The following is a 26,510-nucleotide window of genomic DNA, read 5'->3' as shown; positions in this document are numbered from 1 at the left end:
CGATGTGGGATACGTGCGCCCCGGGCGCGGGCGCGCACCGCCGCGCGGGGCGTCGGTGCAGGTGGGGGTCTGGCCTGCGGACCGGGGTGTCTCAGGGTGTGGACGGGTGGCGGTCCGGTGGGGCGGTCCGCCACCCGTACGGGCAGGTCAGCCGGTGAGCTTGACGTTGCTGCCGGACGCGGTGACCGTGATGCCCTGCGCGGTCGTGGTCACCTTGTCGAGCTTCAGGTTGCCGGGCAGCTGGTCCAGCTTCCAGGCGTGGTCGGTCTGTGCGCGGACCGACGTCTCGCAGCCGGGGATGGCCCGGCACATCGCCGGGATGCCGTCGGCGCGCACCTGGACGGAGTCGCCGTGGACGATGTCGATCGAGCCGGTGACGTCCAGCGAGCTGAGGATCGGGAGGTTGGGCGAGATCTTGACCTGGGCGCGGCCGTTCTTCTCACCGCCGTAGCCGATCTTGACGCCGCCGCCCGCCGCGTTGGTCAGGTCCGCGAAGCTGATCTCGGCGGTGGCGGTGGCCGAGCCGGCGCTCTCGATGGAGGAGTAGTCACTGGTCAGCGTGACGTCGTGGAACTGCGCCGACAGGTGCTTGAGGGTCAGCGTGCGGCCCTCGGACTTGGCCGCGAGGTGGTCGAGGTCGGCGTCGACCTCCTGGAGGTTGCGGCTCGCGACCTGGGTCAGGAACGGGAAGCCCTTGATGGAGACGTCGGGGGTCGAGGAGATCCCCTGCATGCTGCGGAGCTTGTCCGCGGCCTTGCCCTCGGCGAAATTGACCGCGAGGCGGTCGGCGGCCACGAACAGCCCCCCGAATATGACGACGAGGACCAGCAGCACCTTCAGTGCGCGCATCGAACCACTACCCCACATATGACAGTTGGGCCGGGTGTCGCCCCCGGCCGTTGCGTCTACTCCTTATACGCAGACCCCCCCCGGCCCGCGTTCCCGGGAACCCTAGACGACCCGTCCGGGGCAACGGGAGCGGCGGCCGTGCCGAGCGCGGAATCATGCGCTCGGCACGGCCGCCGGGGTGTGCGCGGGGCACGGGTCCCACGGGCCGCCGTACGGCTCGGGGTCACCCCAGGGCGCGCCCCAGGACGTACACCGCGGGTGCCGCGAGGGCCAGCGGCAGGGCGACGCCGGCCGTCATGTGGACGAAGCGGGACGGGTAGTCGTAGCTGGCCACCCGCAGGCCGATCAGGGCGCAGCCGCCGGCCGCCAGGCCCAGCACGGCGCCGGACGGCCCCAACCCGGTCAGCTGCCCGGCCGCGATACCGGCGCCGGCCGCGGCCAGCAGGGCGATGACGAGGGACAGCACGGAGGGCAGCGGCACCGCCCGGGCGAGGGTCGCCAGCGCGACCGCGGCGGCGCCGACCACCACCGCGTCCGCATCGGCGGCCAGCTGGCCGGAGGCGAGCACCGCCAGCGCGGACGAGGTCAGGCCCGCGGTGAGCGCGTACATCCGCTCGTCCGCGCTGCCGCGGTTGCGCAGCTGGAGGACGAGCACCAGCAGGCACCACACGCCGAGCGTGCCGAGGGCCACCAGCGGCGCGTCCTCATGGGGCGTCGCCAGCAGCGCGATATCGGTGGTCACACCGCCGAGGAAGGCCAGTGCGATGCCCTGGCGGGCGGGCCACATGCCGTTCAGCCGGAACCAGCCGGCGGCGGTGACGGCCTGGAGCAGCACCACCGGCACGCAGAGGACCGGGCGGGCGACCGGCGCGGCCACCGCGATCAGCAGCGCGAGCAGGGCGGTCAGCGCGGCCGGCTGGATGCCGGGCGGGATGATCGGCGAGCGGCCCTCGGCGCGGGCGATCTGGTTGGGCTTGAGCGGCGCGGTGGTGACCGGCGCCGAATCGCGGGCGGTGGCGGCGGCCGGTGCGGGCCCGGCCGGTGGCATGGCGGCGGTGGCCGTGGTCTGGTGCTGGGCCGGGAGCTGCGCGGCGTAGGCGTCCTGCCCGTAGGCGGCGTGGTGCGGCTGCGCGTACGGGTCGGGGCTGCCGTATCCGTAGGGCTGCTGCGGCTGGTGCTGCGGCTGCTGCGGCTGCTGGACGTAGGCGTCGTACGGCTGCTGCCCGTACGGGTCGCCGTAGATCCGCTGCGGGTCGTACCCGGGGTGCGGTGACGGGGGAGCGTAGCGGGAGGTGTCGCCGGGCTGCGGCGGCGTTGGGGGGTGGTGGTCGGGTGACGGGGGAGCGTAGCGGGAGGTGTCGCCGTGCAACGGCGGCGTTGAGGGGTGGTGGTCGGGTGACGGGTGGGCGTATGGGTCGTAGGGGTGCTGTTCGGGGTGCTGCGGCTGGTTGTCGCTCATGATCGGGTGCTCATCCTCCGGCGAACGGCGGCAGGACCTCGACGGTGCCGCCCTGGGCCAGCGGCACGTCCGCGTGGTCGCGGGTGCCGACCTGAACGCCGTCCACCAGGAAGGAGCAGCGCAGCAGTACGCGCGCGAACTCCGGGTTCGCGGCATGCGCGGTCCGTGCCGCGTCCAGCGCCTCGGCGAGCGTCGCCGCCGCATACGGCTCCTCGGCCGTGCCGGCGGCGGCCTTGGCCGCGGCCCAGTAGCGCACGGTGCCAGTTGTTGTCACGGCGGCCTCTTCGTGTCGGGGGCTCTTGCCGCCTCCATGATGGCCTACGCGGCGGGCGGTCCGGTTCCGGGCAAGTTCCGGCAAAGGCCGTCGGCGGATGGCGGCGTTTCCGGCACGCATCGGAGAAATTCGGTTGCCGAGGGCAAGTGTTCGCATAAGCTCCCGGATGTGTTGGTCCGACTCGCGCGGGCGCATCTGCGGCCCTACAGGCGCTCGATATCCCTGATCGTCCTGCTCCAGCTGATCCAGACGCTGGCGACCCTCTATCTGCCCACCCTCAACGCCGACGTCATCGACAACGGTGTCGTCAAGGGCGACACCGGCTATATCTTCCGCGTCGGCGGATTCATGATCGCCGTGACGGCGCTGCAGGTCGTGTGCGCCATCGCGGCGGTCTACTTCGGTGCCCGTACGGCCATGGGGCTCGGCCGGGACGTCCGGGCCGCGATCTTCGACCAGGTGCAGTCCTTCTCCGCGCGGGAGGTGGGCACGTTCGGCGCTCCGTCGCTGATCACCCGCACCACCAATGACGTCCAGCAGGTGCAGATGCTGGTGCTGATGACCTTCACGATGATGGTCTCGGCGCCGATCATGTGCGTCGGCGGCATCCTCATGGCGCTCAACCAGGACGTGCCGCTGTCGGCCCTCCTCCTGGTCATCGTCCCGGTCCTCGGAATCCTCGTCTCACTGATCGTGCGCCGGATGCGTCCGCTGTTCCGCGGCGTGCAGACGCGCATCGACACCGTCAACCGCGTGCTGCGCGAGCAGATCACCGGTATCCGCGTCATCCGCGCCTTCGTCCGCGACCGGCACGAGCGCGAGCGGTTCGCCGCCGCCAACACCGATCTGTACGACGTGTCGCTCCGCGCCGGGCGGCTGATGTCGATGATGTTCCCGTTGGTCATGCTGATCGTGAACCTCTCCAGCGTGGCCGTGGTGTGGTTCGGCGGACTGCGCATCGACGGCGGCGAGATGCACATCGGCGCGCTGACCGCGTTCCTCAGCTACCTGATGTACATCCTGATGTCGATCATGATGGCGACGTTCATGGTGATGATGCTGCCGCGCGCGGAGGTCTGCGCCGAGCGCATCCAGGAGGTGCTGGGCACCGACTCCAGCGTCATCCCGCCCGCGAACCCGGTCACCGCGGTGCGCCGGCACGGCGAACTGGAGCTGCGCAACGTCGAGTTCCGCTTCCCCGGCGCCGAGCAGCCGGTGCTCAGGGACGTCTCCCTGGTCGCCCGCCCCGGTGAGACCACCGCCGTCATCGGTTCGACCGGCTCCGGCAAGTCGACCCTCCTCGGGCTCGTGCCGCGGCTGTTCGACGCGACCGGCGGCACGGTCCTGGTCGACGGCGAGGACGTCCGGACCCTGGACCAGGAGACGCTGGCCGACCTCATCGGCCTGGTCCCGCAGAAGCCGTACCTCTTCTCCGGGACGGTCGCGAGCAATCTGCGGTACGGCAATCCGGAGGCCACCGACGACGAGCTGTGGCACGCGCTGGAGACCGCCCAGGCCCGCGACTTCGTCGAGCGGATGGACGGCGGGCTGGACGCGGCCATCGCACAGGGCGGCTCCAACGTCTCCGGCGGCCAGCGGCAGCGACTGGCCATCGCACGGGCACTGGTCCGCAAGCCGGAGATCTACCTCTTCGACGACTCCTTCTCCGCGCTGGACTACGCCACGGACGCCGCCCTGCGCGCCGCGCTGTCCCGTGAGACGGACCGGGCCACCGTGGTGATCGTCGCCCAGCGCGTCGCGACGATCCGCGGCGCCGACCGGATCGTGGTCCTCGACGAGGGCCGGATCGTCGGCACCGGCACCCACGCCGAGCTGATGGCCGGCAACGAGACCTACCGGGAGATCGTGCTCTCCCAGCTCACCGAGCAGGAGGCGGCGTGACCACCGCGGACAAGAGAGCGGCCGGTACGGAGACGGCCGCGGAGAGGGCTCCCGCGGCGGCGCCCGAGGCCCCGGCGTCGGCCCCCCGGCGCGGCCCGGCCCCCGGCGGGGGCCCGATGGCCCGCATGATGGGCGGCCCGATCGACAAGTCCCTCAACTTCAAGGGCTCCGGCAAGCGGCTGCTGGCCCAGATGCGGCCGGAGCGCGGCCTCATCACCGTCGCGCTGCTGCTGGGCGTCCTGAGCGTGGCGCTGACGGTCGTCGGGCCCAAGGTCCTCGGCCGGGCCACCGACCTGATCATGGCGGGCATCGTGGGCCGCCAGCTGCCGGCCGGCATCACCAAGGCGCAGGCCGTCGACCAGCTGCGGGCGCACGGTCAGGGCGGGCTCGCCGACATGCTCGGCACGATGCCGGTGGTCCCCGGCCACGGCATCGACTTCGGCACCGTCGGCACGGTCCTGCTCTGGGTCACGCTGATCTACGTCGGCTCGTCCGCCTTCGGCTTCGTCCAGGCCCGGATCGCCGCCCTACTCGCGCAGCGCACCGTCTTCCGGCTGCGCGAGCAGGTCGAGGAGAAGCTGGCCCGGCTGCCGCTGAGCTACTTCGACAAGCAGCAGCGCGGCGAGGTGCTCTCCCGCGCGACCAACGATATCGACAACGTGCAGCAGACGCTCCAGCAGACCCTCAGCCAGATCGTGGTGTCGGTGCTGACGATCCTGGGCGTGCTGGTCATGATGTTCTGGATCTCGCCGCTGCTGGCGCTGGTCGCGCTGGTGACCGTGCCGGTCTCGGTCGTGGTTGCCGCCAAGATCGGCAAGCGGGCGCAGCCGCAGTTCGTCCAGCAGTGGATGACGACCGGCAAGCTCAACGCGCACATCGAGGAGATGTACACCGGCCACTCGCTGGTCAAGGTCTTCGGCCGCCAGCGGGAGTCCGCCGAGCTGTTCCGCGAGCAGAACGAGGCGCTCTACGCGGCCGGGTTCAAGGCCCAGTTCATCTCCGGGATCATCCAGCCCGCGATGATGTTCATCGGGAACCTCAACTACGTCCTGGTGGCGGTGGTCGGCGGTCTCCGCGTCGCCTCCGGCGCGCTGTCCATCGGTGACGTGCAGGCGTTCATCCAGTACTCCCGCCAGTTCAGCCAGCCGCTGACCCAGGTCGCCTCGATGGCCAACCTCGTCCAGTCCTGTGTCGCCTCCGCCGAGCGGATCTTCGAACTCCTCGACGCCCCGGAGCAGGCCCCGGACCCGGAGCGGCCGGTCCGCCCCGACGAGGTCAGGGGCCGGGTCGCCTTCGAGGACGTGTCCTTCCGCTACGACGAGAACAAGCCGCTCATCGACGGCCTCTCACTGGCCGTCCACCCCGGCCAGACCGTCGCGATCGTCGGCCCGACCGGCGCGGGCAAGACCACCCTGGTCAACCTGCTGATGCGGTTCTACGAGGTCAGCGGCGGCCGGATCACCCTGGACGGCGTCGACGTCGCCGGGATGTCCCGCGAGGAGCTGCGCGGCAACATCGGCATGGTCCTCCAGGACACCTGGCTGTTCGGTGGCACCATCGCCGAGAACATCGCCTACGGCGCCCCCGAGGGCACCTCCCGCGACAAGGTCGTCGAGGCCGCCCGGGCCACCCACGTCGACCGGTTCGTCCGCACCCTGCCCGACGGCTACGACACCGTCATCGACGAGGAGGGCGGCAACGTCTCGGCCGGTGAGAAGCAGCTGATCACCATCGCGCGGGCGTTCCTCGCCGAGCCGGCCATCCTCGTCCTGGACGAGGCCACCAGCTCGGTCGACACCCGCACCGAGGTCCTCATCCAGCACGCGATGGCCCAACTCCGCACCGGCCGCACCAGCTTCGTCATCGCACACCGGCTCTCCACCATCCGCGACGCGGACGTCATCCTGGTGATGGAGAACGGCGCGATCGTCGAACAGGGCTCGCACGACGCCCTGCTGGCGGCCGACGGCGCCTACGCCCGGCTGTACGCGGCGCAGTTCGCGGAGGCGGTGGCGGAGACCGAGTGACCCGCGGCGGCCTGTGCGCCGCCGCCCGCCGTGCGTGCGATCGCCGCCGACCCCCGCCGGGTCGGCGGCGATCGCCGTATCCGGCGGCCCGGCCGGGCGGTATTCCGGTACGCACCGCCCCGGTCCGCGGGCCGGCTCAGCCGGTGTGCGCCGCCACCCGGGCGCCGATCCGGCCCAGCAGCGCGGCGTCCGCCGCGTTCTCCGCGTGCCCGAAGCCCCGCTCGATCCACAGCTCGGCGGTGGCGGGGTCGGCGGCGGCCGGCAGCATACGGGGATGGTCGAGGGGGAAGTACGGGGCGCGGTCGCCGTGGACGAGGAGGAGGGGGTGGGCGCGATCAGTGGGACGGCCCCGGTGGGGGAGAGCGGGACCGGGTACCAGTCCTCGGGGTGGATCCTGGTGCGCAGGCCGAGGCGGGAGACCAGGCGGCCGGAGACGGGGGTGCCCCCTGCTCCTTGAGAGCTTGGGGGAAGGTGACGACCCAGTGGAGCCGGCGCATGGCCGCGGTGCCCTGGTAGTACCAGCGGGCGGGGGCGCTGACGGCGACGACTGCATCGGGGCGCGCAACCGTGCGCTCCCCGTGCTCCCCCTGGCCGGAAACCGCCCCCTGCCGCCCGTACAGCGCGGCCTGCCGCAGGGCGACCGAGCCGCCGCCCGTCGCCCGACCACCGCCCCCCGTGGAGGGGCTGTCGCCCCGCCCGCTGCACTCAAGAACCGACGGTGGCGACCTGGCGGTGGCCCAGGGCGCGGGCCCAGCGGGCCGCGGCGGCCAGGTCCAGCACCTCCCGGTCGCCGACGCTGGAGCGTCTGTCGGAGCCGCCGTGGCCTCGGAAGGAGAACGTGATCACGTCCGCATGCTGGGAAAGAGCGGCCGCGGCGCGACGCGGTGCGGGTTTTTCCAGGGAGCCGGTGAAGCCGTGCGCCAGGACACTCGCGAGGTCGCCGGCGGGCGCCGCGGCGGGCTCACGGGGCGCTTCCGCAGGGGCCGTTCGGGGGGTGTGGACGGCTTCGATCCGCACGCCGTCGTCCGTCAACAATGCCGCGTGGTGACCACTCGAAGTGATCGACGGAACACAAGAACGTGCAAAATCGGCCTCGGGTCCGCAAGTCATGTGAGCTATTCTGCTGGGCAAGAAGGATCCGGGCAGCGTCGCCCCCGGGTCCTTTTGTGCTTTCACACACGCGAACCGTGTGACCGGAAGCACCCCGTACGAAGCAGAGCCGCAGACTCCCCCGGCCGGGCCGGGTGGTGCCCCCGTCGCAGGGACCGAGGAGGAACCAGACGTCATGGGCAAGCGAAGCGCGCAGGACACTGAGCCGCACAGGATGAAGCTCGCCGGAAACCGGGTAGGTGGTCGGAAGTGAGTTCGCTTCTGCTGCTGACCAACGCACTCCAGCCGTCGACGGAGGTGCTTCCGGCGCTCGGCCTGCTGCTGCACAGCGTCCGGGTCGCCCCCGCCGAGGGCCCGGCCCTGATCGACACCCCCGGGGCCGACGTCATACTGATCGACGGCCGCCGCGATCTTCCGCATGTGCGGTCCCTGTGCCAGCTGCTGCGGTCCACGGGCCCGGGCTGTCCGCTGGTGCTGGTGGTGACGGAGGGCGGGCTCGCCGCCGTCACAGCCGACTGGGGCGTCGACGACGTGATGCTCGACACGGCGGGCCCCGCCGAGGTGGAGGCGCGGCTGCGGCTGGCGATGGGCCGCCAGCAGATCACCACCGACAACGGCCCGACGGAGATCCGCAACGGCGATCTCTCGGTGGACGAGGCCACCTACAGCGCCAAGCTGAAGGGCCGCGTGCTGGACCTGACCTTCAAGGAGTTCGAGCTGCTGAAGTACCTGGCGCAGCACCCGGGCCGGGTCTTCACCCGCGCCCAGCTCCTCCAGGAGGTCTGGGGCTACGACTACTTCGGCGGCACCCGCACGGTCGACGTGCACGTCCGGCGGCTGCGCGCCAAGCTCGGCCCCGAGCACGAGTCGCTGATCGGCACGGTCCGCAACGTCGGCTACCGCTTCGTCACGCCGGAGAAGGGGGAGCGGGCGGCGGCCGAGGCCAAGGCCAAGGACGGCGCCGCGCGGGCGGCCGAGGACGGCGGCGGGGAGACCGCCGCTGGTGACGGCGCTCCCACGGCGTCCGCGAGCGCGTCACGGCCGGGTACCGAATCCGGGTCCGCACAGCCTGCCCGCCGGTAGGACCACCCGCGTAGACTGCCGCGCGTGGCCAAGGTGACGCGGGATGACGTAGCAAAACTGGCGGGGACATCCACCGCCGTTGTCAGTTACGTCATCAACAACGGACCAAGGCCGGTCGCCCCGGCCACGCGCGAGCGGGTGCTCGCCGCCATCAAGGAGCTCGGCTACCGGCCCGACCGGGTCGCGCAGGCGATGGCGTCCCGGCGTACGGACCTCATAGGTCTGATCGTTCCGGACACCCGGCAGCCGTTCTTCGCGGAGATGGCGCACGCCGTCGAGCAGGCCGCCTCCGAGCGCGGAAAGATGGTGCTGGTCGGCAACGCCAACTACATCGACGAGCGCGAGGTCCACTATCTGCGCGCGTTCCTCGGGATGCGGGTCTCCGGCCTGATCCTGATCAGCCAGGGGCCCAGTGAGCACGCCGCCGCCGAGATCGACGCCTGGGACGCCCGGGTGGTGCTGCTGCACCGGCGGCCGGACGCCATCGACGACGTCGCGGTGATGACGGACGACATCTGGGGCGCGCAGCTGGCGACCCGGCATCTGCTGGAGCACGGCCATCCGTACGTGGCCTTCCTGGGCGGTACGGAGGAGACGCCGAAGTCCGGCGACCCGGTCACCGACCACGTGGAGGGCTGGCGGCGGGCCATGCTGGAGTCCGGGAAGTCGCCGGGGGGCCGCTACTTCGAGGCCCCGTACAACCGCTATGACGCCTACGAGGTCGCGCTGCGGGTGCTGGCCGGGCCGGACCGGCCGCCGGCCATCATGTGTGCCACCGACGACCAGGCGATCGGCGTGCTGCGGGCCGCCCGCGAGCTGCGGATCGACGTACCGGGCGAGCTGGCGGTCGCGGGCTTCGACGATGTGAAGGAGGCCGCGCTCACCGATCCGCCGCTGACCACGGTCGCCTCGGACCGGCAGGCGATGGCGCGGGCGGCGGTCGACCTGGTGCTGGACGACGGGCTGCGGGTGGTCGGCTCGCGCCGGGAGCGGCTGCGGCAGTTCCCCTCGCGGCTGGTCGTCCGGCGGTCCTGCGGCTGCGGGAGCTGAGCGGGCCGGGCGCCGCCGAACGCGAACGGCCGACCGCACCGGGGGCGCCCTTATACCGGGCATACCGACTTCTGTTGGGTCTCTCAGGGCGTTCTCAGACGGTTCTCATGCAGCGCCCGCAGAGTCGTAGCCATGACCGAGAGCTACCGCCGCAGCGGCGATGAGATGCCCCAGGACCGGCCGTACGCATACGGCACCGAGTACGGCAGCACGCCCGGCGGCGCCCAGGGCGCCGACCAGGGCCGGATGTACGCCGGCGCCGCCGAGCCGGGCGCCGTACCGCCGCCCCCGCCGTACACCCCGGGGTACTCGGACGCGGGCGACGTCGGGGCGGCCGAGCCGCGGCGCCGGGCCCGCCGGCCGATCGCGCTGATCGCGGCGGTGGCGCTGGCCTCCGGTCTCATCGGCGGCGGCAGCGCGGCGCTGATAGCCGGCGCCACGCAGAACGGCGCCCAGTCCAGCGGCGTCTCCACCCCGCTGGTCAACGCCGGGCAGAACTCCGGCGGCGGCGTCGCCGGGGTCGCCAAGGCGGTCAGCCCGGCCATCGTGGAGATCCAGGCGCGGTCGGCGGGCGGCGAGTCCACCGGCTCGGGCGTGGTCATCACCGGCAGCGGCGAGATCATCACCAACAACCACGTGGTGTCCGGCGCCCGCAAGGTGACCGTCACCTTCAGCGACGGCAGCCGGAAGACCGCGACGGTCGTCGGTACCGACCCCGCCAAGGACCTGGCGCTGATCAAGGTCCAGGGCGCCAGCGGCCTGACCCACGCCACGCTCGGCGACTCCGGCAAGCTCGCGGTCGGCGACCCGGTGGTGGCGATCGGCTCGCCCGAGGGCCTGACCGGCTCGGTGACCAGCGGCATCGTCTCCGCGCTCAACCGCGATGTGACCGTCCCCAAGGAGAGCGGCCAGGGACAGGGACAGGGGCAGGGGCAGGGCGGCGGCTTCGGCGGCGGCCGGGGCGGCTGGCCGTTCGAGTTCGGCGGCAACCAGTACAACGGCGACACCGGCTCGTCCAAGACCTCGTACAAGGCGATACAGACCGACGCCGCGCTCAACCCCGGCAACTCCGGCGGTGCCCTGATCAACCTCCAGGGGCAGATCATCGGCATCAACTCGGCGATGTACTCCCCGAGTTCGTCGGACAGCAGCCAGGCGGGCAGCGTCGGCCTCGGCTTCGCCATACCGATCAACACCGTCAAGGCCGACCTGGCCTCCCTGCGCGGCGGCGGCAGCGGCGGCGGCAACAGCGGGGTCTGACCGGCGCCCCGCCGCGGGCGACGGTTGTCCACAGGCGCCTCCGCCGGTGCGGCATCCGTGCCAGGCTGAAGGTGAGGAAGGTCCAGCCGGTCCGCGACGCACCCCGAGGTAACCACGCACATGAGCCCCGCCGAGCACGGTGATCACCCCGCCCGCATCCTGATCGTCGACGACGAGCCCGCGGTCCGCGAGGCCCTGCAGCGCTCGCTCGCCTTCGAGGGGTACGGCACGGAGCAGGCGGTCGACGGCCTGGACGCGGTGGAGAAGGTCGCCGCGTACGACCCCGAACTGATCGTGCTGGACGTGCTCATGCCCCGGATGGACGGGCTCACGGCCGCCCGCCGGCTGCGGGCGAACGGGGTGACCGTACCGATCCTGATGCTGACCGCCCGGGACACCGTCGGCGACCGGGTCACCGGTCTGGACGCCGGCGCCGACGACTACCTGGTCAAGCCCTTCGAGCTGGACGAGCTGCTGGCCCGGATCCGCGCGCTGCTCCGCCGCAGCTCGTACGCGGCGGCGGCCGGCGCCACCCCGCCCGACGAGAGCGAGCTGCTGACCTTCGCCGACCTGCGGATGAACCTGGGCACCCGCGAGGTCGTCCGCGGCAGCCGACCCGTCGAGCTGACCCGCACCGAATTCACCCTCCTGGAGATGTTCCTGGCCCATCCGCGCCAGGTCCTCACCCGCGAACAGATCCTGAAAGCCGTATGGGGCTTCGACTTCGAACCGACCTCCAACTCCCTCGACGTGTACGTGATGTATCTGCGCCGCAAGACCGAAGCGGGTGGCGAGCCGCGGCTCGTCCACACCGTCCGGGGAGTCGGCTACGTCCTCCGCTTGGACGGCGGCGCGGAATGAGCACCACCGGCGAGCCGAACGGGCCGGCCGACACCCGCCGTTCCTGGGTCGGCCTGACCCGCTACCACCAACTGCCGCTCCGCTCCCGCCTGGCGCTGCTCACCGCGGTCGCGGTCGCCTTCGCGGTGGCCCTGTCGGCCGCCGCCTGCTGGCTGATCACCCGCGACCGGCTCACCGAGCAGCTCGACACGACGCTCAGCACCGTCGACGTGAACTCCGACTACGTCCAGGCGCTCAGCGCCCGCTGCGTCACCGGCACGCTGCCCAACGTCCGCTTCCAGCCCACCCCGTACACCATCCAGCTGGTCACCCCCTCCGGCTATGTCTGCACCTCGCCGGACAAGTGGCAGATCCCCGCCCAGCACAAGGACGAGGCGGTCGCCGACGGGCGGCTGGCCAGCGCCGTGCACACCACCAAGGACGTGAACGGCACCGAGATGCGGGTCTCGACCGTGCCCTACCGCGGGCCGGGCACCGACATCCAGGGCAACCACCTGGCGATCTCCGTGGCCGCGCCGATGGATCAGGTCACCGATCCGCTCTACCAGCTCGCGCTGGTGCTGCTGGTCGTCGCCGGGGTCGGGGTGCTGGGCGCCGCCACCGCGGGCCTGTGGGTGGCCCGCGCCGGCCTCAAGCCGGTGGACCGGCTGACCGACGCCGTCGAGCACGTCGCCCGCACGCAGGACCTGACCATCCGCATCCCCACGGACGGCGAGGACGAGATCGCCCGCCTCTCCCGGTCCTTCAACGCCATGACCGCCGCACTGGCCGCCTCCCGCGAACTCCAGCAGCAGCTGATCGCCGACGCCGGTCACGAACTCCGTACGCCGCTGACCTCCCTCCGCACCAACATCGACCTGTTGGAGCGCAGCGAACGCTCCGGCCGGCAGATCCCGGCGGCCGACAAGGCGGCCCTGCTGACGTCGGTCAAGGCCCAGATGGGCGAGCTGGCCGCCCTCATCGGCGACCTCCAGGTGCTCTCCCGCCCGCCCGAGAACGGTTTCGGCGCCCCCTCGGCGGCCGTCCGCGTCGTGGCGCTCCACGACACCGTCGGCTCCGCCCTCGAACGCGCCCGGCTGCGCGGCCCGTCGCTGACCATCACCGCCGACCTCGACCCCTGGTTCGTACGCGCCGAACCGGCCGCCCTGGAGCGCGCGGTGGTCAACCTCCTCGACAACGCGGTCAAGTTCAGCCCGTCCGGCGGCACGGTCGAGGTCCGGCTGAAGAGCGGCGCGCTGACGGTGCGCGACCACGGCCCGGGCATCCCCGAGGACGAACTCCCGCACGTCTTCGAGCGCTTCTGGCGCTCCCCCTCCGCCCGCAGCCTCCCCGGCAGCGGTCTGGGCCTGTCCATCGTGGCCCGCACGGCGGAACAGGCGGGCGGCGGCGTACGCCTGCGCAACGCACCGGGCGGCGGTACGGAGGCCCTGCTGACCATGCCGGGAGCGGCCACTCCGCCACCGGCGACACCGGGGGAGGAGCCGGGGGAGGAGCCGGGGGAGGCGCCGGGCGTGCCGGGGAAGGAGTAGCGGATCCGGGACCCGTCGGACGAGCCGGGACTCCTTCCGCGTTTCTTCTCCTTCGCCTACTGGGCCTTCTTCGGCTTCTTCGGCTTCTTCGCCGCATCGCCGAACGGCAGGTCCGACCCCGTCAGATCGACGTGGATACCGTCGCGTTCCACGGAGATGTTCCGCAGCCGGACATCGCCCGGTGTCTTCGGGAGCTGGAAGGAGAGCGACAGCCGGTCGGCGATCTGCGGCTTGGTCAGGCCGGTCAGCGCACCGAGCACCTTCGGGTCGATCCCGACCTTCTGCAGCAGCCAGGGGTGATCCGTCACCACGTCGACGAGGTTGACCTGCATCAGCTGGTGGACGAAGCGCGGCGACCCGATCAGCTCGTGCAGCTTGTCATCGCTGCGCAGCGCCGCGTCGATGTAGTCCTTCGGGATGCCGATGCGTTCCGCGATGGCCGGAATGCCCAGCATCGCCTTCACCTTGGCGGCCTGCCGGCTGACCTCGGCGGCGGCCTTGGGGGTCAGCCGCAGCCCCTCGTCCTTTCCGGTACCCGGCCGGTAGACGGCGACATCGCCGATGTCGAGCTGCATCTGGCTGATGTCGGTGGAGACTCCCCGGTCACCGTTGCGCTCGATGCGTGCCTCGGCATGAACGCGCAAGGTGTGCCCCGCGATGGGCAGTTCCCCGACCGCCCGGACGCCGTTCGTGCCCATTCCGCTGAACTTCACCTGGGAGGCGCCGAGTTCGCGGTTCATGTCATCGAAGGCCAGCAGCACACTGCCGTGCATGGCCCCGATGGTGGCGCCCTTGATGTCGGTCGGCAGATCCCCGTCCAGCCGGATGTCCTTCGCGGTCGCCTCGACCTTCGCCAGCGAGACGCGGTCCGCGGCGACGTTCGGGATGATGACGTCCACCTGGTCCAGCCGCTTGTCCCACACCTGGGTGAGGAAGGGGAACCCCTTGATGTCGACTTCCGGCCTGGCCTGGAGGTGCAGCGCCTTCTTCACCTCCTCCTCGGCCTTGTTCTGCGCGTAGAGGACGGCGAACCGGTCGCCGAGGGTGAGGACTCCGGCGCACACCAGCAGCGCGACCAGCAGCTTGATGGTGCGCGGTACGGCCGCGAACCGGCTGATCCCGCGCTTCGTCCGGCGGTGGTTGGGCGGCGCCCACTCCTCGTCCTCGTCATCCACGCGCAGCCCCAGACCCAGCGGGTCGTCGCTCTCGTCACGCTCGTTGAGATACGACCGCCGGCGGGGCGCCGCCGCGTACTCCGCGGCGTGTTCGGGCTCCGGCTGCGGCTCCGGATCCGCGAGGGCGGCCAGATCTGCGTACGGATTGACCTTTTCCAGCTCTCTCGTGTCGCCCTGCGGGTCGTCCTGGCCGCCCGGCATACGGGAATTGAGGGACTGCTGACCGGCGGGTATCGGCGAGGGTGAAGCTATGCGTATGGGGGTTCGCATCAGCACATCCCACCATGAGCGGGACCCCGGAGCGCAAGTCTGACCCGTGGAATGTGAGATACGCGAAAGTTGTCCGGACGGCCTTGGCGAAAATTTACCGCGCTCCGGCACGCACCTGAACTAGCGTCAGCCCTCTGGGCGGCGTGGCACGCCACGCCCTGCCCGCTGATTCCTCAGGCCACTCCGGCCCCTCTGAATCCTTTGAAGGAGTCCCCATGATCGTGGTAACCGGAGCAACCGGCAACATCGGCCGCAGCCTTGTCGGCCGCCTCCTGGAGGAAGGGGCCGCCGTCCGCGCGCTGACCCGTGACCCGGCGCGGGCCGGACTCCCGGAGAGAGCCGAGGTGGTCCGCGCCGACCTCGGCGAGGAGACCGACCTCACCCCGCTGCTCACCGACGCCGACGCCCTCTTCCTCAACCTCGCGGCCGGCGGCGGCGAGGCCGCGACCCGGCTGATCGACGCCGCGGCCAAGGCCGGTGTCCGCCGTATCGTCCTCAACTCCTCCCTCTCGGTGACCGATACGCCCGCCGACGAGACAAACTTCATCGCCCGCAACCACGCCGCGCTGGAGCGCGCGGTACGCGACTCCGGCCTGGAGTGGACCTTCCTCCGCGGCGGCAACTACGCCACCAACGCGCTCAATTGGGCCTCGGCCATCCGCGAGTCGGGCGTGGTCCGCGACCCGCACCCGGGCGCCCAGGGCGTCCCCGTCCATGAGGCCGACCTCGCGGACGTCGCCGCCGTCGCCCTCCTGGACGACACCGGCACCCACCGGAACCAGACCTACCTGCTGACCGGGCCGGAGTCGCTCACCAACGCCCAGCAGGTCGCCGCCATCGGCGAGGCGATCGGCCGCCCGACCCGCGTGGAGCAGATCTCGGAGGACGAGGCCGCCGAGGCCATGTCCGGCCCCCACTTCCCGGTCGAAGCCGCCCGCGAACTCGTCCGCCTCTTCGGCCAGTCGGTCGACGCCCCCCTCTTCCCCGTCTCCGACGCCGTCGAACGCCTCACCGGCCACCCGGCCCGCCCCTTCGCCCGGTGGGCCCGGGACCACGCGGGGGACTTTTCCTGAGCGGACCTCTCCTGAGTGGACATCTCCTGATCGCCGCACAGGCTGTTGTCTGCCGGCCGCCGGGGCGGAGGCACCTGGCGGCCAGCAGACAGGGGGGTGGCGACTACGTCAGCCGACTGCGGTCGGCTCGCGTCCCGGCCCCGCAACGATGGCACCGGCACGGCGGGTAGGTCAGGCCGAGCACGTACGGGTCGGGTGGAGGTACGGACCTCCGCCGCCGCGGACGCGGCCTCGCACATCGGGGGCAGCGGTGACCTGACATCGGCATCTCCGGACGTGCCGAAAGCAGCAAGCGGCAGTCAGAGCCGGTCGCGACGGCAGCGATCGTCTCCAGGTCGGGACATGTCCAGGCCCGGGCACGTCCATGGACGTCAGGTGCCCGTCAATCCCGTATCCGGAACCCGTTAAAGATCCTTACCGGGCGCTCCGCTCCCCGGCGTACTGCTGAAGGCTTGTACGCGATCGACGAGGGGGAGTCGGATGAGTGGGCAATACGGTGTCGAGCCGACGGCGTTAACGGATCTGGCGGACAAGTTCGACCTGCAAGCGGAGGATCTGGCCGACCCGATCCATGCGTTCGCGGGGACATCGGCCGAGGTGGGAGAGGCGTTCGGTGCTCTCGGCGCCTGTGATGGCGCGATGGAGAAGTACCAGAAGTTGCTGGCCGGCACGCTGGAGGCGCTGAGTCACCTTCCCGAGGTGTTCACCGGCGACGCCGCCCGGCTGCGGATCAACGCGTCGAACTACCAGGACGCGGACCAGGTCGCCATCGGCCACCTCCAGTCCGCGGCCCGGGTCCAGGGGGCGTGACGTGAACATCAACGGCTGGATCGACGGCAAGGTCCTGGAGATCCTCCAGGCGTTCGGTGTGGAACTCCCCGGCGGCAACGGTGACACGCTCCGCTCGATCGCCCGGGCCTGGGACACCATGGGCACCGAACTGGCCCATCGCGTAAAGGCCATCGACACCGCCATCGACGCTGTGGACAAGCAGGGTTGGCACGGGGCGGCCCGTGACGCCTTCGAGAGGCACTGGCAGGACCAGAAGAAGAGCATCACCGACATCGCGAACAACTTCCACCATGTCGCCGACGGGTTGCGGGAGTTCGCGGACGAGATCGACAAGATCAACGAAGAGATCATCGACATCTGCGTCCAGACCGCGGAGATGGAGGTGCTCGGCGCCGCGCTGTCGGTCTTCACGGGATTCCTCTCCGACCTCGTCGCCAATACGGCGGTCGCCGCGAAGGTCGCCAAGATCGTGGACCTGGTCAAGTTGTTCACGTCGGCGGCGGAGAAGGTGGCGGCGCTGTTGGAGCGCTTCGGCATGATGAGCGCCAAGGGCGCAGAGGCGCTTTCCACGTTGGCCCGATTCGGCGCCAAGTTCCTCGCGAAGGGTGCGGAGAGCTTCGCGACGAACTTCGTCGCCGACTCGGGCAGCCAGATGATCAACCAGGCACTCACCGGCCAGCCGGTGACAGTAGGCGATGACTTTGCCACAGCCGGCAAGCAAGCTCTCGGTACGGCTGTGTTCACGGCGGGCGGAGCATCGCTGGCGGAGGGCGCCCATCTGACGGGCGCGCTCGGAAAGGTGCTCGGCGGCGAGGGCAGGGCGGGCAATGCCGCCAATGGCGCGCTCGGCAACATCGTGGGCGGTGCTACTGCCGACGTATGGAACGAGAAGGACGTCGCGACCATCGCATGGGACGCAGGGACGAACGCCGTCACCGGCGCCCTCGGAAATGCCGCCGGCGACGCCCACTTCGGGAAGCAGGAGGGACACAGCCTCGGAGGTCAGCAAGTCGCTGAACACCACCGGTACAAGGACACGCTGTACCGCGACGGCTTCGGCACCGGCCTCAACACGGCTGTCTACGAAGCGGGTTCCGGAATCGAGTCGGACATGCAGGACCTGCAAAAGAAGACCGAGCAAGGGGGCGAGTGACTTGTGTTCCGTAAGCCCGGCGGCATGATCCTGGCTGGGGTCGCGCACAACAATCCGGGCGTGCCACCTGACTGGCCCGGCTTCTTCCTGGTGGTTCTCGGGGTCATCGGGTGCCTGATCGCCGGTTCCGGCGTCTACATGACCCTTGCCCTCCGTCGTGCCTACGACGGCAAGAAGTGGGGGGACTACGTGGTCGGGCCGGTCATGCTCGTCATCGGCATCGCCGTCGCCATCGTCGGTTTCGGCCTCGCCTTCCACCTGCTGTAGCGCGGTGCGCCGCGCAGCGGCCCCGGCCGTTCGCCTCTGCGGCGGGCGGGCGGCCGGGGTCGTTGCGGGAGGGCGGCCGGGGCGGTACCCGGGGCCCCGTACCCGGCCGCGTCCGCGACACCCGCGCGGCCCGGCGGCCTCGTCGTACGCTTCACACATGACTGACGCTGCACAGGAGATGGGCCGGACCGGCCGCAGGATCCAGGTGGTCGACGAGGTCGCGCCGGATGAGGCCGCGACCGTCCTCGATCTGATCGAACGGGCCGCGCGGACGGACGGGCAGCCGGCCGTGTCCGAGCAGGGCCGGCTCCAGTTGCGGGGCGGCAAGCGGGCGGGCGTCCGGCATGTGCTGGTGTACGTGCCCGGGGACGACGGCGGCCAGCTGGTCGCGTACGGGCAGCTGGAGGACACCGATCCGGTGGAGGCGCCGGCCGCCGAGCTGGTGGTCCATCCGGGGCACCGCGGCCGGGGGCACGGCCGGGCACTGGGCGGTGAGCTGATGGAGCAGTCCGGGCGCCGGCTGCGGGTGTGGGCGCACGGCGGGCACCCGGCCGCCCGGCATCTCGCGCAGACCCTGGGGCTGACGATGTTCCGGGAGCTGCGGCAGATGCGGCGCTCGCTCGCGGACCTGGACCTGCCGGAGCCGGTGCTGCCGGAGGGCGTGACCGTCCGTACCTTCCAGCCGGAGACCGATGACGCGGCGTGGCTGGACGCGAATGCCGAGGCGTTCGCGCACCACCCCGAGCAGGGCTCGCTGACCCAGCGGGATCTGGACGACCGCAAGGCCGAGCCGTGGTTCGACCCGAAGGGCTTCTTCCTGGCGGAGAAGGACGGCCGGCTGGTCGGCTTCCACTGGACCAAGGTGCACGCCGAGGAGGGCCTCGGCGAGGTCTATGTCGTCGGCGTGCGGCCGAGCGCGCAGGGCGGCGGGCTGGGCAAGGCGCTGACCACGGTTGGGCTGCGGCACCTGGCGGGGCAGGGGCTGGCGACCGTGATGCTGTACGTGGACGCGGACAACCTGGCGGCGGTGAGCGTCTACGAGCGGCTGGGGTTCGTCACGCACGAGACGGATCTGATGTACCGGTCGGAGACCTGATCCGGTGTAGCGGGATCAGATGCGGCGCGATGCGGCGTATCGGGATCCGGCGTGGCGCGCGAAGGGCCGGGGCGGGCCGTGGGCGGTCCGCCTCGGCCCTTCGCATGCCGTCCGGCCGTGGTCGCGGCCGCCACGGCTGCGGTCATGACGCACCGGACGGAGCCTCAAGGACCCGGCGGACAGGGGCTCAGGGCCGCGGCTGCCGCCGGTCCTGCAGTGCGCGCCACTCGCGCGCCAGCATCGCGTAGACCACCTCGTCGCTCCATTCGCCGTCGAGGAACTCGTTCTCCCGGAGGTGGCCCTCGCGGCGCATGCCCAGCCGCTCCAGGAGCTTGGCGGAGGCGGTGTTGCGACCGTCCAACTCCGCCTGGATGCGGTGCAGTCGCAGGTCCTCGAAGCCCAGCTTCAGCAGGGCCCGGGACGCCTCGGTGGCGTAGCCGCGGCCCGCGTGGTCGGGGTGGAAGACATAGCCGATGCCGCCCTGGCGGTGCTCGCGGCTGGTGTAGACGAAGGTGAGGTCGCCGACCAGGGTGCCGGTCTCGCGCAGGACGACGGCGATCTGGAGGACGTCGCCGGACTCCCGCAGCGTCGAACGGGCCGCCTTCGCGGCGACGGAGGCGCGGGAGCCGGCCTCGTCGAGGGGGCCCCAGTAGAGGTAACGGCAGACCTCGGGGAGGCGCTGATAGGCGTGGATCGCGGCGAAGTCGTCGTGGCGTACGGGGCGGAGGTCGAGACGCTCGGTGCGGAGCGGGTAGTCGGGGGTGAACGGGAGCGGCGGGGCGGGTGGGGCGGAAGGTGTGGGCACGCGCTCAGGGTAAGGAGCGGGTACCGGGGGTGCAGCCCGGTTTTCCGGGTTGGCCGTAGCGAAGATCGGCGAGGCCGTCCCGGCGCGGAAAATACCCGGGAGTAGCTCCCCGCTTGCCTTGCCGCCATGTCCGCGTTACCGGCGATTCAACATCACTTGCGAGCATCACTGAATGCAGCCCGCTGTGCCGAACGTGCCGAAACCGCGGCTCTCCGTCGCTCCGCCGCCTCCTGACGCGCCTGGAACCGCCATGGCGCGGAAGAATGAGGACATGAAGCAGCAGCGCAGCGCTCAGGCCCCGGCCCAGCCCGAGATGCCGTCCCAGGAGACGCCGAGGGCGGCGGGCCCCTCGGTGCAGCCCTCGGTGGGCTCGATCGCCGCGCACCGCCCGCACGCGGTCAGCGGCACGCTGTCCGGGCTGGAGCCCGACCTGGACGCCGATCCGGACGCGTACGAGGACCGGGGCGTTCCGGATGCGAACGGCGAGGAGCTGCCCAGCGGGCGCTTCCTGGACCGCGAGCGCAGCTGGCTGGCGTTCAACGAGCGGGTGCTGGAGCTGGCCGAGGACCCGGCCACCCCGCTGCTCGAACGGGCAAACTTCCTGGCGATCTTCGCCAGCAATCTGGACGAGTTCTTCATGGTCCGGGTCGCCGGCCTCAAGCGCCGGATCGCCACCGGGGTCGCCACCCGATCCGCGTCCGGCCTCCAGCCCCGCGAGGTGCTGGACCTCATCTGGACGCGGTCCCGCGAACTCATGGCCCGGCACGCCGCCTGCTACCAGCAGGACATCGCCCCCGAGCTGGCCGAGCAGGGCATTCACCTGATCCGCTGGCCCGATCTGACCGACAAGGAGCAGGCCCGGCTGTTCACGCTGTTCCGGCAGCAGATCTTCCCGGTCCTCACACCGCTGGCGGTCGACCCGGCGCACCCGTTCCCGTACATCTCCGGGCTCTCGCTGAATCTGGCCGTAGTGGTCAGGAACCCGGTCAGCGGCCATGATCACTTTGCGCGAGTGAAGGTTCCGCCGCTGCTCTCCCGCTTCCTGGAGGCGTCCCCGCAGCGTTATGTCCCCATCGAGGACGTGATCGCCGCGCACCTGGAGGAGCTGTTCCCGGGGATGGAGGTGCGGGCGCACCACATGTTCCGGGTGACCCGCAACGAAGACCTGGAAGTGGAGGAGGACGACGCGGAGAACCTGCTCCAGGCGCTGGAGAAGGAGCTGATGCGGCGGCGCTTCGGGCCGCCCGTCCGGCTGGAGGTCGAGGAGTCCATCGACCCGGGCGTGCTCGACCTGCTCGTCCAGGAGCTGAAGGTCTCCGAGGCCGAGGTCTATCCGCTGCCGGGGCCGCTCGACCTGACCGGGCTGTTCGGGATCGGGGCGCTGGACCGGCCGGAGCTGAAGTACCCCAAGTTCGTGGCCGGTACGCACCGCGACCTGGCGGAGGTGGAGTCCGCCTCCGCGCCCGACGTCTTCGCCGCGCTGCGCGCCCGCGACGTGCTGCTGCACCACCCGTACGACTCCTTCTCCACCTCCGTGCAGGCGTTCCTGGAGCAGGCCGCGGCCGACCCGAACGTGCTCGCCATCAAGCAGACGCTCTACCGCACCTCCGACCACTCGCCGATCGTGGACGCCCTGATAGACGCCGCGGAATCCGGCAAGCAGGTCCTGGTCCTGGTGGAGATCAAGGCGCGCTTCGACGAGCAGGCCAACATCAAGTGGGCCCGCAAGCTGGAGGAGTCCGGCTGCCATGTCGTCTACGGCCTGGTCGGGCTCAAGACGCACTGCAAGCTGTCGCTCGTCGTCCGCCAGGAGGGCGAGATACTGCGCCGGTACTCCCATGTGGGGACGGGCAACTACCACCCCAAGACGGCCCGGCTGTACGAGGACCTGGGGCTGCTGACCGCGGACCCGCAGGTGGGAGCCGACCTCTCCGACCTCTTCAACCGGCTGAGCGGCTACTCCCGGCGGGAGACCTACCGCCGGCTGCTGGTCGCGCCCAAGTCGCTGCGCGACGGGCTGATACAGCGCATCGCCAAGGAAGCCGCGCACCACCGGGCCGGGCGTCCCGCCTACGTCCGGATCAAGGTCAACTCGATGGTCGACGAGGCCGTCATCGACGCGCTCTACCGGGCCTCGCAGGCCGGTGTGCCGGTCGACATCTGGGTGCGCGGCATCTGCGCGCTGCGCCCCGGGGTCCCCGGCCTGAGCGACAACATCCGCGTCCGCAGCATCCTCGGCCGCTTCCTGGAGCACTCCCGGATCTTCGCCTTCGGCAACGGCGGCGAGCCCGAGGTGTGGCTGGGCAGCGCCGACATGATGCACCGCAATCTCGACCGGCGGATCGAGACGCTGGTCCGGGTCGCCGACCCGGCCCACCGCGCGGCCCTCAACAGGATGCTGGAGACCGGCACTTCGGACTCCACCTCGTCCTGGCACCTGGGCCCGGACGGCAACTGGACCCGGCGGTCGGTGGATGCGGACGGCACCCCGCTGCGGAACGTACAGGAAATGCTCATTGACGCCCGGAGGCGCCGGCGTGGCCCAGCGACATGACCAGCCGGCCGGGGGGCCGTCGCCCGGTCTCATCGGCATCGGCAGGGGAATCGGAATCGGATACGGGCCCGGCGGAGCGCCGGGAGCCCGCGCGGCGGTGGTGGACGGGCCGGGGGATGCGGTGTTCGGGGAGATTTCGGCGTACGGGGAGGCCCGTTACGAGCCGGGGGCCGGGGGGCAGGGGGCGGCGCCGCCGTACGGGCCGGACGGTGGCGGCGTGGGCGCCGGGCTCGCCGGCCGGACCGCCGGGGACGTGCTCGCCGGCTATCTGCACCGGCAGGCCGCCGACTTCCTGCGCAGTCTGCGGCTGCACCGGGAGAGCGGCGCGGACGCGGCGGGCGCCGGCGAGGCGGCCCGGCAGCTGCGCCGCGCGGCGCGCCGGATCAGCGCGACGCTGCACACCTTCCGGCCGCTGACCGAAGAGGTCTGGGCCGACCAACTCCGTTCCGAGCTGGGCTGGTTGAGCGGCACCCTGGCGCGCGAGCAGGCGTGCGAGGCGCGCCGGGAGCGGCTGATGGGGGCGTTGCAGCGGCTGACCGGCCGGGCGGAGCGGGCCGAGCGGCCGGCGGAGCGCGGCGGCCGGGGCGCCCGTGGGGGCCGTACGGCCACCGCTTCCGCCCCCGCGGCGCCGGCCGCCGGTACGGCCGTCGAGCCGGACCACGAGAGCGCCCTGTCCGCCGGTGCGGCGCGGGCCGGGGCGCTGCTCGACCGCCAGCTCACGCTCGCCCGGACCCGCGCGCACTCCGCCGCCCTCCAGGCGCTGGGCTCCTCCCGCTTCCACGCCGTCGCCGACTCGGTCGCGGTGCTCGCCTCCGAGGCGCCGCTGGCCCGCACGGCGGCGGAGGTGCCCGCCGCCGAGGAGCTGCCGCCGCTCGCCGAGCAGGCGCACCGGCTGCTCGCCGACGCGGTCGCCCTGCTGCCGCTGGCCCGCGCCGGCCACCCGTACAACGCCGCCGCGCTGGCCGCCGACCACCGCCAGGACGCCCCCTGGCACCAGGTCCGGCTGCTGGTCCGGCTGAGCCACTACGCCCAGGAAGTGGTCGCCCCGGAGCGCCCCGACGCCCGGCTGGCCGAGTCCGGCCGGGCGCTGGAGCTGCACCGGGACGCCGCCGAGGCGGCCGCCGCAGCCGCCACCGCCGCCCGTACGCCGCGGATCGCGCCGGCCACGGCGTACGCTCTCGGGGTTCTGCACGCCGATCAGCGCCACGAGGTCGAGGCGGCCCGTTTCGTCTTCGGCCGGGTCTGGCTGCCGAGAGCGGCCGAGCACACCGGCTGAGGCGAAGCGAGGGGAAACCGAGGGGGAGAAGTGGGAAAGACAACGAGCCGGAAGGGACGGGCGGGAGGCGAGGGACGGGTGACCGACACCGCACCGATCCGCGCCGCGGGATGTGTGCTGTGGCGCCGCTCGCCCTCCCACGGCGGGATCGAACTCGCCCTGGTCCACCGGCCCAAGTGGGACGACTGGTCCTATCCCAAGGGCAAGCTGAAGCCGCGGGAGGACCCGCGGCAGGGCGCGCTGCGCGAGGTCCTGGAGGAGACCGGGATGACCTGCGAGCTGGGCCCCGAACTCCCCACCGTCCGCTACCAGGTCGGCACCCGCCCTAAGGTGGTCCACTACTGGTCCGCCGAGGCCACCGGCGGCGGTTTCCTCCCCAACAAGGAGGTGGACCGCCTGCTGTGGACGACCCCCGAGGCGGCCCGGGACGTCCTCACCCAGTCCCGGGACAAGGAGTTGGTGGGGGTGCTGCTCACCGTGCTCCGGGTGAGCGGGCGGGGGCTGTGAGCGCACGAGGGCGGTGAGCGGACGGACGGCGTGGACCACGTGGCCGCGCCGTCCGCCGTCCGCGCTCAGCGCCGGCGCAGCGAGGCGTCCAGGATGGCCGGTGCGGCGTAGTAGTTGTCGGCGCGGTTGAGGTCGGTGCCGGGCGGGACGATGGCGTCGATGCGGTCGAGGACGTCGGCGGAGAGGGTGATGCCGGTGCCGTCCAGGAGGCTGTCGAGCTGGTCCATGGTGCGGGGGCCGATGATGACGGAGGTGACCGCCGGGTGGGCGCGGACGAAGGCGGTCGCCAGGTGGGGGAGGGTGAGACCGGCCTCGGCGGCGAGTTCGGTGAGGGCGCTGACCGCCTCCGCCTTGCGGGCGTTCTCCGGGACGGTGAGGTCGAACTTCCGGTTTTCGAGGGCGGCCCGGGAGCTGGCCGAGAGGTCGCGGCCGGAGAGCCAGCCGGCGCTGAGCGGCCCCCAGGTCAGCACGCCGATGCCGTAGCGCTGGGCGGTCGGCAGCACGGCGTTCTCGACGCCGCGGGCCAGGATCGAGTACGGCGGCTGCTCGCTGCGGAAGCGGATGTGGCCGCGGCGGTCGGCGACCCACTGGGCCTCGACGAGCTGCTCGGCGGGGAAGGTGGAGGTGCCGATCGCCCGCACCTTGCCGGACCGGACGAGGTCGGAGAGTGCGGAGAGGGTCTCGTCGATGTCGGTGTCCGGGTCGGGGCGGTGGACCTGGTAGAGGTCGATGTGGTCGGTGCCGAGCCGGCGGAGGCTGCCCTCCACCGCGCGGACCAGCCAACGGCGGGAGTTTCCGCGGTGGTTGGCGTCCGGGCCCATCGGGTTGTGGAACTTGGTGGCCAGCACCACGTCGTCGCGGCGCCCCTTGAGAGCCTTCCCGACGATCTCCTCGTTCTCGCCGTCGGAGTACATGTCCGCGGTGTCGATGAAGTTGATACCGGCGTCCAGCGCGCGGTGCACGATCCGGACGCCGTCCTCGTGGTCGGGGTTGCCCCAGGCGCCGAGCATCATCGCGCCGAGCGCGTACTCGCTGACCGAGATGCCGGTACCGCCGAGGATCCTGCGCTGCATCAGTCGCTCCCTGTGGAATCCGGTGATTCCTGTCGTCGCGGTGCCTCCCGGGGCGGATCCCCGGGTACGGGCGAAAGCCTCCCCGCCATGTGAGGAGCGGACCAGGCCCGTCCCAGCCGGGGTCCGGCAGAACCACCCAGCCGGTGGTGCGACGCATACTGGACGGATGCTGTACGCGGAAATCGAGATCAGCTCGTTCCTCAAGGCGCGCCGTGCCGCGCTCGACCCGGCCGAACTGGGTCTGCCCGGCGGGCACAACCGCCGCCGGGTCCGCGGGCTGCGGCGCGAGGAGGTCGCCCAGCTCGCCGGGATCAGCGTCGACTACTACACCCGCATCGAGCAGGGCCGGGCGCCCGCCATCTCCGACTCCGTCCTGGACGCCATCGCCCGCGCGCTGCGGCTGTCGGGCGGCGAGGTGACGTATCTGCGGAACGTCGCGGCGCCCCGACGGCGCGGCGCGGAGGCGGTGTGCGCACCCTCCCCGGGCGGGCCGCGGCAGACCGTACGGCCCGAGATCCAGCAGCTGCTGGACGCGATGGACACCGTGGTCCCGGCCATGGTCATGGGCCGCGGCCTGGACATCCTGGCCTGGAACGCGCTCGGCGGCCGAGTCGCCTTCGACCTCGCACCGCTCACCCCGGACCGGCGGAACGCCGCACTGCTGGTCTTCCTCGACCCGGCCGCACGGCAGCTGCACCCGGAATGGGAGAAGAAGGCCGAGGAGGTCGTCGGCAACCTGCGCGCCGACAGCGGGCGGCACCCGGACGATCCGCGGATCTGCGAGGTGGTGGGCGAACTCCTCGACCGCAGCCCGGAGTTCCGGAGGCTGTGGGAAGCGCAGGGGGTGCGCGAGTGCCTGCGCGGCACCAAGCGGATCGTGCACCCGGAGGTCGGGGAGCTGACCGTCACGTTCGAGAGCATGCGGCTGGGCACGGACCCGGATCAGGCGATGGTGACGTACACGGCCCCCCGGGGCTCGGTGACGGAGCGGCGGCTGCGGGAGCTGGCGGACCGGGTGGGCGGCGCCGCGCTCGCGGCGGGGGCCGCCTAGCCTGCGCCGATGGA

22 protein-coding genes and 1 pseudogene are annotated in these 26,510 nt (G+C 71.9%); 16 read left to right on the top strand and 7 right to left on the bottom strand.

What is annotated here, in order from left to right:
- Positions 1-147 precede the first annotated feature (147 nt).
- The 3 genes from ACO1BR_RS28210 to ACO1BR_RS28200 all read right to left on the bottom strand — a co-directional run bounded on the left by ACO1BR_RS28210 (position 148) and on the right by ACO1BR_RS28200 (position 2,564).
- Positions 148-849 carry a DUF2993 domain-containing protein gene (locus ACO1BR_RS28210; RefSeq protein ID WP_426797916.1) on the bottom strand — a complete coding sequence of 234 codons (702 nt, stop codon included), beginning with the start codon at positions 847-849 and terminating at the stop codon, positions 148-150.
- A 223-nt stretch (positions 850-1,072) separates the two neighbouring features.
- The gene (locus ACO1BR_RS28205; protein ID WP_426797915.1) at positions 1,073-2,308 is read right to left on the bottom strand and encodes a hypothetical protein; all 1,236 of its coding nucleotides are present in this window, start codon (positions 2,306-2,308) and stop codon (positions 1,073-1,075) included.
- A 10-nt stretch (positions 2,309-2,318) separates the two neighbouring features.
- Positions 2,319-2,564, bottom strand: coding sequence for a MoaD/ThiS family protein (locus ACO1BR_RS28200; protein WP_159510454.1), 246 nt, complete (start codon positions 2,562-2,564; stop codon positions 2,319-2,321).
- A gap of 186 nt (positions 2,565-2,750) precedes the next feature.
- Between ACO1BR_RS28200 and ACO1BR_RS28195 the strand changes: the two genes are divergently transcribed.
- The gene (locus ACO1BR_RS28195; RefSeq protein WP_426797914.1) at positions 2,751-4,484 is read left to right on the top strand and encodes an ABC transporter ATP-binding protein; all 1,734 of its coding nucleotides are present in this window, start codon (positions 2,751-2,753) and stop codon (positions 4,482-4,484) included.
- Positions 4,481-6,511 (top strand): ABC transporter ATP-binding protein, encoded by a 2,031-nt coding sequence (locus tag ACO1BR_RS28190; protein ID WP_426797913.1) that lies wholly within the window; start codon positions 4,481-4,483, stop codon positions 6,509-6,511. Before ACO1BR_RS28195 ends, ACO1BR_RS28190 begins: the two co-directional genes overlap by 4 nt.
- A 136-nt stretch (positions 6,512-6,647) precedes the next feature.
- Here ACO1BR_RS28190 and ACO1BR_RS28185 read toward each other — a convergent pair.
- Positions 6,648-7,621: pseudogene (locus tag ACO1BR_RS28185) on the bottom strand (alpha/beta fold hydrolase).
- Between the two features lie 249 nt (positions 7,622-7,870).
- Here ACO1BR_RS28185 and ACO1BR_RS28180 point away from each other — a divergent pair.
- From ACO1BR_RS28180 to ACO1BR_RS28160, 5 genes are all read left to right on the top strand, one after another.
- On the top strand, positions 7,871-8,704 hold the full coding sequence (locus ACO1BR_RS28180; protein WP_426797912.1) for a winged helix-turn-helix domain-containing protein: 834 nt from the start codon (positions 7,871-7,873) through the stop codon (positions 8,702-8,704).
- Between the two features lie 24 nt (positions 8,705-8,728).
- Positions 8,729-9,754, top strand: a complete 1,026-nt coding sequence (locus ACO1BR_RS28175; protein ID WP_426797911.1) for a LacI family DNA-binding transcriptional regulator — start codon at positions 8,729-8,731, stop codon at positions 9,752-9,754.
- A gap of 132 nt (positions 9,755-9,886) precedes the next feature.
- Positions 9,887-11,014: a S1C family serine protease gene (locus ACO1BR_RS28170; RefSeq protein WP_426797910.1), complete on the top strand. Its 1,128-nt coding sequence runs from the start codon at positions 9,887-9,889 to the stop codon at positions 11,012-11,014.
- A 120-nt stretch (positions 11,015-11,134) separates the two neighbouring features.
- Positions 11,135-11,875 (top strand): response regulator transcription factor, encoded by a 741-nt coding sequence (locus ACO1BR_RS28165; protein ID WP_159508634.1) that lies wholly within the window; start codon positions 11,135-11,137, stop codon positions 11,873-11,875.
- On the top strand, positions 11,872-13,404 hold the full coding sequence (locus ACO1BR_RS28160; RefSeq protein WP_426797909.1) for a sensor histidine kinase: 1,533 nt from the start codon (positions 11,872-11,874) through the stop codon (positions 13,402-13,404). The genes ACO1BR_RS28165 and ACO1BR_RS28160 overlap by 4 nt, the downstream gene beginning before the upstream one ends.
- A 56-nt stretch (positions 13,405-13,460) precedes the next feature.
- On the opposite strand, the gene ACO1BR_RS28155 is transcribed toward ACO1BR_RS28160, so the two are convergent.
- Positions 13,461-14,849 (bottom strand): DUF2993 domain-containing protein, encoded by a 1,389-nt coding sequence (locus ACO1BR_RS28155; protein ID WP_426797908.1) that lies wholly within the window; start codon positions 14,847-14,849, stop codon positions 13,461-13,463.
- A gap of 215 nt (positions 14,850-15,064) precedes the next feature.
- On the opposite strand from ACO1BR_RS28155, the gene ACO1BR_RS28150 reads away from it, so the two are divergent.
- The 5 genes from ACO1BR_RS28150 to mshD all read left to right on the top strand — a co-directional run bounded on the left by ACO1BR_RS28150 (position 15,065) and on the right by mshD (position 19,230).
- Positions 15,065-15,922, top strand: coding sequence for an SDR family oxidoreductase (locus ACO1BR_RS28150; protein ID WP_426797907.1), 858 nt, complete (start codon positions 15,065-15,067; stop codon positions 15,920-15,922).
- A gap of 480 nt (positions 15,923-16,402) precedes the next feature.
- Positions 16,403-16,732 carry a type VII secretion target gene (locus ACO1BR_RS28145; protein ID WP_426797906.1) on the top strand — a complete coding sequence of 110 codons (330 nt, stop codon included), beginning with the start codon at positions 16,403-16,405 and terminating at the stop codon, positions 16,730-16,732.
- Between the two features lie 58 nt (positions 16,733-16,790).
- Complete coding sequence (locus ACO1BR_RS28140) at positions 16,791-17,867, top strand: WXG100 family type VII secretion target (RefSeq protein WP_426797905.1); 1,077 nt, start codon at positions 16,791-16,793, stop codon at positions 17,865-17,867.
- Positions 17,868-17,927: 60 nt separating this feature from the next.
- Entirely contained in the window at positions 17,928-18,134 is a 207-nt protein-coding gene (locus ACO1BR_RS28135; RefSeq protein WP_426797904.1) for a hypothetical protein, read from the top strand.
- 178 nt (positions 18,135-18,312) lie between these two features.
- Positions 18,313-19,230, top strand: coding sequence for a mycothiol synthase (gene mshD, locus ACO1BR_RS28130; RefSeq protein WP_426797967.1), 918 nt, complete (start codon positions 18,313-18,315; stop codon positions 19,228-19,230).
- Positions 19,231-19,417: 187 nt separating this feature from the next.
- Here mshD and ACO1BR_RS28125 read toward each other — a convergent pair whose 3' ends face one another.
- Positions 19,418-20,035 carry a GNAT family N-acetyltransferase gene (locus ACO1BR_RS28125; protein WP_426797903.1) on the bottom strand — a complete coding sequence of 206 codons (618 nt, stop codon included), beginning with the start codon at positions 20,033-20,035 and terminating at the stop codon, positions 19,418-19,420.
- A gap of 271 nt (positions 20,036-20,306) precedes the next feature.
- On the opposite strand from ACO1BR_RS28125, the gene ACO1BR_RS28120 reads away from it, so the two are divergent.
- The 3 genes from ACO1BR_RS28120 (at position 20,307) to ACO1BR_RS28110 (ending at position 24,372) form a co-directional block, all read left to right on the top strand.
- Entirely contained in the window at positions 20,307-22,589 is a 2,283-nt protein-coding gene (locus tag ACO1BR_RS28120) for an RNA degradosome polyphosphate kinase (RefSeq protein ID WP_426797966.1), read from the top strand.
- Positions 22,552-23,865 carry a CHAD domain-containing protein gene (locus ACO1BR_RS28115; RefSeq protein ID WP_426797902.1) on the top strand — a complete coding sequence of 438 codons (1,314 nt, stop codon included), beginning with the start codon at positions 22,552-22,554 and terminating at the stop codon, positions 23,863-23,865. Before ACO1BR_RS28120 ends, ACO1BR_RS28115 begins: the two co-directional genes overlap by 38 nt.
- Positions 23,866-23,943: 78 nt before the next feature.
- On the top strand, positions 23,944-24,372 hold the full coding sequence (locus tag ACO1BR_RS28110; protein WP_426797901.1) for an NUDIX hydrolase: 429 nt from the start codon (positions 23,944-23,946) through the stop codon (positions 24,370-24,372).
- Between the two features lie 65 nt (positions 24,373-24,437).
- Here ACO1BR_RS28110 and ACO1BR_RS28105 read toward each other — a convergent pair whose 3' ends face one another.
- Positions 24,438-25,445: an aldo/keto reductase gene (locus tag ACO1BR_RS28105; protein ID WP_426797900.1), complete on the bottom strand. Its 1,008-nt coding sequence runs from the start codon at positions 25,443-25,445 to the stop codon at positions 24,438-24,440.
- Between the two features lie 166 nt (positions 25,446-25,611).
- On the opposite strand from ACO1BR_RS28105, the gene ACO1BR_RS28100 reads away from it, so the two are divergent.
- The gene (locus tag ACO1BR_RS28100) at positions 25,612-26,496 is read left to right on the top strand and encodes a helix-turn-helix transcriptional regulator (RefSeq protein ID WP_426797899.1); all 885 of its coding nucleotides are present in this window, start codon (positions 25,612-25,614) and stop codon (positions 26,494-26,496) included.
- Positions 26,497-26,510: the final 14 nt, after the last annotated feature.

This window comes from Streptomyces sp. YGL11-2 (assembly GCF_050054615.1).
Taxonomy (GTDB): domain Bacteria; phylum Actinomycetota; class Actinomycetes; order Streptomycetales; family Streptomycetaceae; genus Streptomyces.
This window is presented reverse-complemented; position numbering and strand designations above follow the sequence as displayed.